General features: G+C 70.9%; 4 protein-coding genes. 3 read left to right on the plus strand and 1 reads right to left on the minus strand.

Annotation, left to right across the window (positions count from 1 at the left end):
• The 3 genes from KDH83_RS29560 to KDH83_RS29570 all read left to right on the plus strand — a co-directional run.
• On the plus strand, positions 1 to 695 hold a 695-nt coding region (locus KDH83_RS29560), incomplete at its 5' end, for a PD-(D/E)XK nuclease family protein (protein WP_212322370.1).
• The gene (locus tag KDH83_RS29565; RefSeq protein ID WP_212322372.1) at positions 696 to 4,139 is read left to right on the plus strand and encodes a UvrD-helicase domain-containing protein; all 3,444 of its coding nucleotides are present in this window, start codon (positions 696 to 698) and stop codon (positions 4,137 to 4,139) included.
• Between the two features lie 17 nt (positions 4,140 to 4,156).
• Positions 4,157 to 4,555, plus strand: a complete 399-nt coding sequence (locus tag KDH83_RS29570) for a hypothetical protein (RefSeq protein WP_212322374.1) — start codon at positions 4,157 to 4,159, stop codon at positions 4,553 to 4,555.
• Here the strand turns inward: KDH83_RS29570 and KDH83_RS29575 are convergent.
• The coding region (locus KDH83_RS29575) for a hypothetical protein (protein WP_212322375.1) at positions 4,552 to 4,742 on the minus strand (191 nt) is incomplete at its 5' end. The two genes, KDH83_RS29570 and KDH83_RS29575, sit on opposite strands and share 4 nt — an antisense overlap.

Here is a 4,742-nt window from a genome sequence, read left to right on the forward strand (position 1 = left end):
ACCAGGACGCGCTGCACGCGGCCATGGCCGAGGCGCGGGTGGGGCCCCTGCTGGAACAGGCCGTGGCGCAGGCCGCCGACGAGACCCTGACCGATTACTCCCCCGCGCTCAAGACGCTGGAATGCGAGCGCGCGCGGCGCGTGCTGGCCAATTGGCTGGACCTGGAGGCGCGGCGCCTGCCGTTCGCCGTCGCGCAGGTCGAGAAGGACCAGCAATGGCAGCGCGGCGCGCTGATGCTCAAGCTGCGGCTGGACCGCATTGACACGCTGGACGACGGCCGCAATGTCATCGTCGACTACAAGACCGGCGCGTCCGCCGCCAAGCCCGAACCCGACTGGTCGCGCCGCCGGCCCGTGAACGTGCAGTTGCCGTTCTATGCCTCCGTGCTGGCCGACGCTTCCGGCGCCGAGGTGGCCGGGCTGGTGCTGGCGCAGATCCATGCGCGGCAGGTGGCGGCGCAGGGCCTGGCCGATGTCGACCTGGGCATGGCGGGCGTCACGCTGGCCGAGGACAGCAAGTATTTCGACGGCCTGTCCTGGCCCGAGATCCGCCAGCGCTGGCGCGAGGCGATCGAGGCGCTGGCCGACGAGTACGCCGCGGGCGTGGCCCCCAACGTGGCCTATCGCCGCGACGACCTGAAATACTGCGACGCCTTGCCGTTCCTGCGGCTGCACCTGGACGACGAGGACGCCTAGATGGCAGAACAAGAACGCCTGCCCCACGACCATGCCGCGCGCGCCGAGGCGCTGGACCCGTCGCGCTCGTTCCTGGTGCAGGCGCCGGCGGGATCCGGCAAGACCGAGCTGCTGACCGACCGCATCCTGGCGCTGCTGGCCACGGTGAACCGGCCCGAGGAAATCGTGGCCATCACCTTCACGCGCAAGGCCGCCTCGGAAATGCACGCGCGCGTGCTGAGCAAGCTGCGGCGCGGCCAGGGACCCATGCCCGAGCCCATGCACGAACGCCGCAGCTGGGAACTGGCGCGCGACGCGCTGGCGCGCAACGACGAGCTGGGCTGGCATCTGCTGGAGCACCCGGCGCGGCTGGCCATCCGCACCATCGACTCGTTCTGCGCCGGCCTGGTGCGCAGCATGCCCTGGTTGTCGGAGCTGGGCGGCATGCCGGAGATCACCGACGACGCGCGCGTGCACTACGAGGCCGCGGCCCGCGCCACGCTGGACCTGGCCGACGATTTCGAGGAAGTCCGCATCCTGCTTGAGCACCTGGACGTGGACGTGCAGGCCGCCAAGGACGCCATCGCCGACATGCTCGGCCAGCGCGACCAGTGGCTGCCGCTGCTGGCCCACGGTTCGGACCGCGAGAGCATGGAGGAATGGCTGGCCGATGCCATCGGCGTGGACTTGCTGGCGCTGTCCGACGCCATGCCGTTGGGCTGGGCCGAGGCGCTGAGCGGCCCGGCGCGGCTGGCCGCGACACAGCTGCAGGATGGCGAGGAAGACAACAAGCTCGCGGCGCTGCTGGATTGGACCGACGAGCTGCCGCCCGACGCCTTTGCGCTGGACGCGTGGCGCGCGCTGGCCCATCTGCTGCTGACCGGCACCGGCTCGCTGCGCAAGACGGTCAACAAGAACCTGGGCTTTCCGGCCAAGTGCGCGCACAAGGAACCCTTTGTCGCCTGGCTTGAAAGCGCCGACGCCGACGCGCCATGGGTGCGCCGGCTGGACGCCGCGCGCGACATGCCCGATCCCGCCTTCACCGACGCACAGTGGCGGGTGCTGGGCGCGCAGCTCATGACCTTGAAGCTGGCGGTGGCGCAGCTGCGGCTGCGCTTTTCCGACACCGGCGAAATCGACTTCATCGAGATCGCCCAGCGCGCGGCGTCGGCGCTGGGCCATGCCGACGATCCCGGCGAACTGCTGCTGAAGCTGGACGCCTCGATCCGCCATCTGCTGATCGACGAGTTCCAGGACACCAGCCAGACGCAGCTGGACCTGTTGAACACGCTGACCTCGGGCTGGCAGGAAGGGGACGGCCGCAGCCTGTTCCTGGTCGGCGATCCGATGCAGTCGATCTACCGCTTCCGCAAGGCTGAGGTGCGCTTGTTCCTGGAGGTCAAGGAAGAGGGCGTGGGCTTGCTGCAACCGGAATTCCTGAACCTCACCGACAACTTCCGTTCGCAGGCCGGCGTGGTGAACTGGGTGAACCGTTCCTTCGTCGGCCTGATGCCGCGCAGCAACGACCCGATCGCGGGCGCCATCGCCTATAGCGCGTCGACGGCCTTCCATGAGGCGCTGCCCGGCACGGCCGTGGAGTTCCATCCCGCCTGGTCGCGCGCAGACTCCGAAGCCGCCGAGCAGCAGGCCGAGGACATCGCGGTGGCGCTGGTGCGGCAGGCGCTCAAGGAACACAAGGGCAGCAAGCATCCCGTGGCGGTGCTGGTGCGCGCGCGCAGCCATCTGGGCAACCTGACGCGCCGGTTGACGCAGGAGGGCATCAGCTGCCGCGCGGTGGACCTGGTGCCGCTGGCCCTGCGGCCCGTGGTGGCGGACCTGGTGCAACTGCTGCGGGCGCTGTCGCATCCGGCCGACCGGCTGGCCTGGCTGTCGGTGCTGCGCGCGCCGTTCTGCGGCCTGACGCTGACCTCGTTGCAACGCCTGTTCGGCGAGGACCACGTCACGCCCGTGCCGGTGCTGCTGGAGCGCGCGCTGCGCGAACCGGATCCCGCCGCCTCGCAGACGCCCGCGCAAGGCTCTCTGTTCGACGCGCCGCCCGTTGTGCGAGAGGCCGAGGACCGGGCCGGACCGCGCGCGCGCGACGTGCTGGGCGCGGACGAGTACGAACGCCTGCGCCAGGCCGCCGCCGTCCTGCTGGACGCGCGCAACGATTCCGGCGCCATGCCCTTCGCGGCCTGGGTCGAGGCCTGTTGGCGCCGTCTCGGCGGCCCGGCGTTGTACACAGGACTATCCGTCGCCAATGACGCGGAAAGCCTGTTCCAGCTGGTCGAGCGCCTGGCCCCGCACGGCGCGATCGACATGGCCGCGCTGGAAGCCGGCATCGCGCGGCTGTTCGCCGCGCCAGACGCGGCGGGCGAGGACGGCGCGGTCGAGATCATGACCATGCACAAGTCCAAGGGCCTGCAATTCGAGACGGTCATCCTTTATGGCCTGCACCGCGCGCCGCGCGGCGACCAGGCGCCGCTGGTGCGCTTCGAGCAGAACGGCGACCGGGTGCTGTTCGGCCCGGTCAAGCCGCGCGCCGAGACCGAGGCCGATCCCGTGTCCCGCTACCTGGGCGCGCGCGAGGCGCGTCGCGCGTCCTATGAAGTGGACCGCTTGCTGTACGTGGCCGCCACGCGCGCGCGCAAGCGCCTGCACCTGGTCGGCCATGTGTCGGTGGACGACGCCGGCCAGGCCAAGGCCCCGCCGGCCGCCAGCCTGCTTGGCCGCCTGTGGCCCTGGCTGACACCGCCCGCGCCGCCGGCGCGCGAGGGCGAGGCCACGCGCGGCGCCGAGGACGGCCCGGAGTGGCAGGGCGAGCCCCTGCGCCGCATCTCCGCCGCCGGACTGGCGCAACTGGCTGGCCGCGCCGAGCCCAGCTTCAGCCCGGGCTTCTCGGCCGGCGCGCGCGACGGCTGGGGCGACGCCGCCGAACATCCCGCCTGGCAGCTGGAGGCCGGCCATGACGCCGCCATCGGCACGCTGGCGCACGCCTGGCTCGAACGCATCGGCCGCGACGGCATCGCCGCCTGGCCGGCCACGGCGCTGGCCAGCCGCCTGTCCGCCATGCGGCGCCAACTGACCCGCGCCGGCATCCCCGCCAGCCAGGCCGACGCCGCTGCCGAAGCCGTGCTGGAAACGCTGCTGGCCACCCTGTCCGACCCGCGCGGTCAATGGCTCTTGTCCCAATCGGGCGCGCGCCGCGAATGGCCGCTGATCGACGCCGCAGGCAAGGTCTCCGTCATCGACCTGGCGCTCAGCACCGAGGACGGCTGGCTCATCGTCGACTACAAGACCGGCCGTTCCCAGCCCGGCGAATCCGCCGAGGCCTACGCCGCGCGCATGCGCCAACGCCACGGCGAGCAGTTGCGCCGCTACTGCGCCCAGGTCACTGCCCTGGACGGCCGCCCGACCCGCGCCGCGCTGTACTTCCCCCGGGCGCGCGCGTGGATAGACCTTTGACCCAGGAGCCCCCGAGCATGTCCCGTTCCGCCCACCGGCAGACCCAGACCTCCGCCTGCCTCCTGGCCGTCACCCTGGGCGCCGCCGTCCTCGCGCTGCCCGCCGCCAGCCACGCCCTGTCGCCCGCCACCCACGCCGAGCGCACCCCCTGCGCCGGCGAAGGCAAGACTCTGCGCTCGCACGACGCCGCCCGCCCGACCCAGATCGAATTCATCAACCACGGCAAAGAAATCAAAACGATCTACTGGCTCAACTACGAAGGCCGCCGCGTCTACTACACCCGCCTGCAACCCGGCGACAGCTACATCCAGAAAACCTACGTCTCGCATCCCTGGGTCGTGACCTCCGACGACCTGGGCACCTGCGAAACCGCCGTGCTCCCCGTCCGCACCCCCAGCATCACCATCCTGAACTAGCCATCCAAGGCAAAGCCAAGCAAGCCATAGAGAACAAGGCAGAGCAGGCAAAGACAGCAAGGCAAAGCAAGCAAAGCAAGCAAGGCAAGCAAGGCAAGCAAGGCAAAGCGAAGCGAAGCGAAGCAAGCCACCCAGGCAAAGCGAAGCGAGCCAAAGCGGGCAAGCGAAGCAAAGCCCGCCCTCCCTC

This window comes from Achromobacter sp. Marseille-Q0513 (genome assembly GCF_018195695.1).
GTDB lineage: Bacteria > Pseudomonadota > Gammaproteobacteria > Burkholderiales > Burkholderiaceae_B > Achromobacter.

Bases quoted from the DNA above. Each gene is read 5' to 3' on its own strand.
- KDH83_RS29565 (WP_212322372.1), top strand. From the start codon at position 696: ATGGCAGAACAAGAACGCCTGCCCCACGACCATGCCGCGCGCGCCGAG.
- KDH83_RS29570 (WP_212322374.1), top strand. From the start codon at position 4,157: ATGTCCCGTTCCGCCCACCGGCAGACCCAGACCTCCGCCTGCCTCCTG.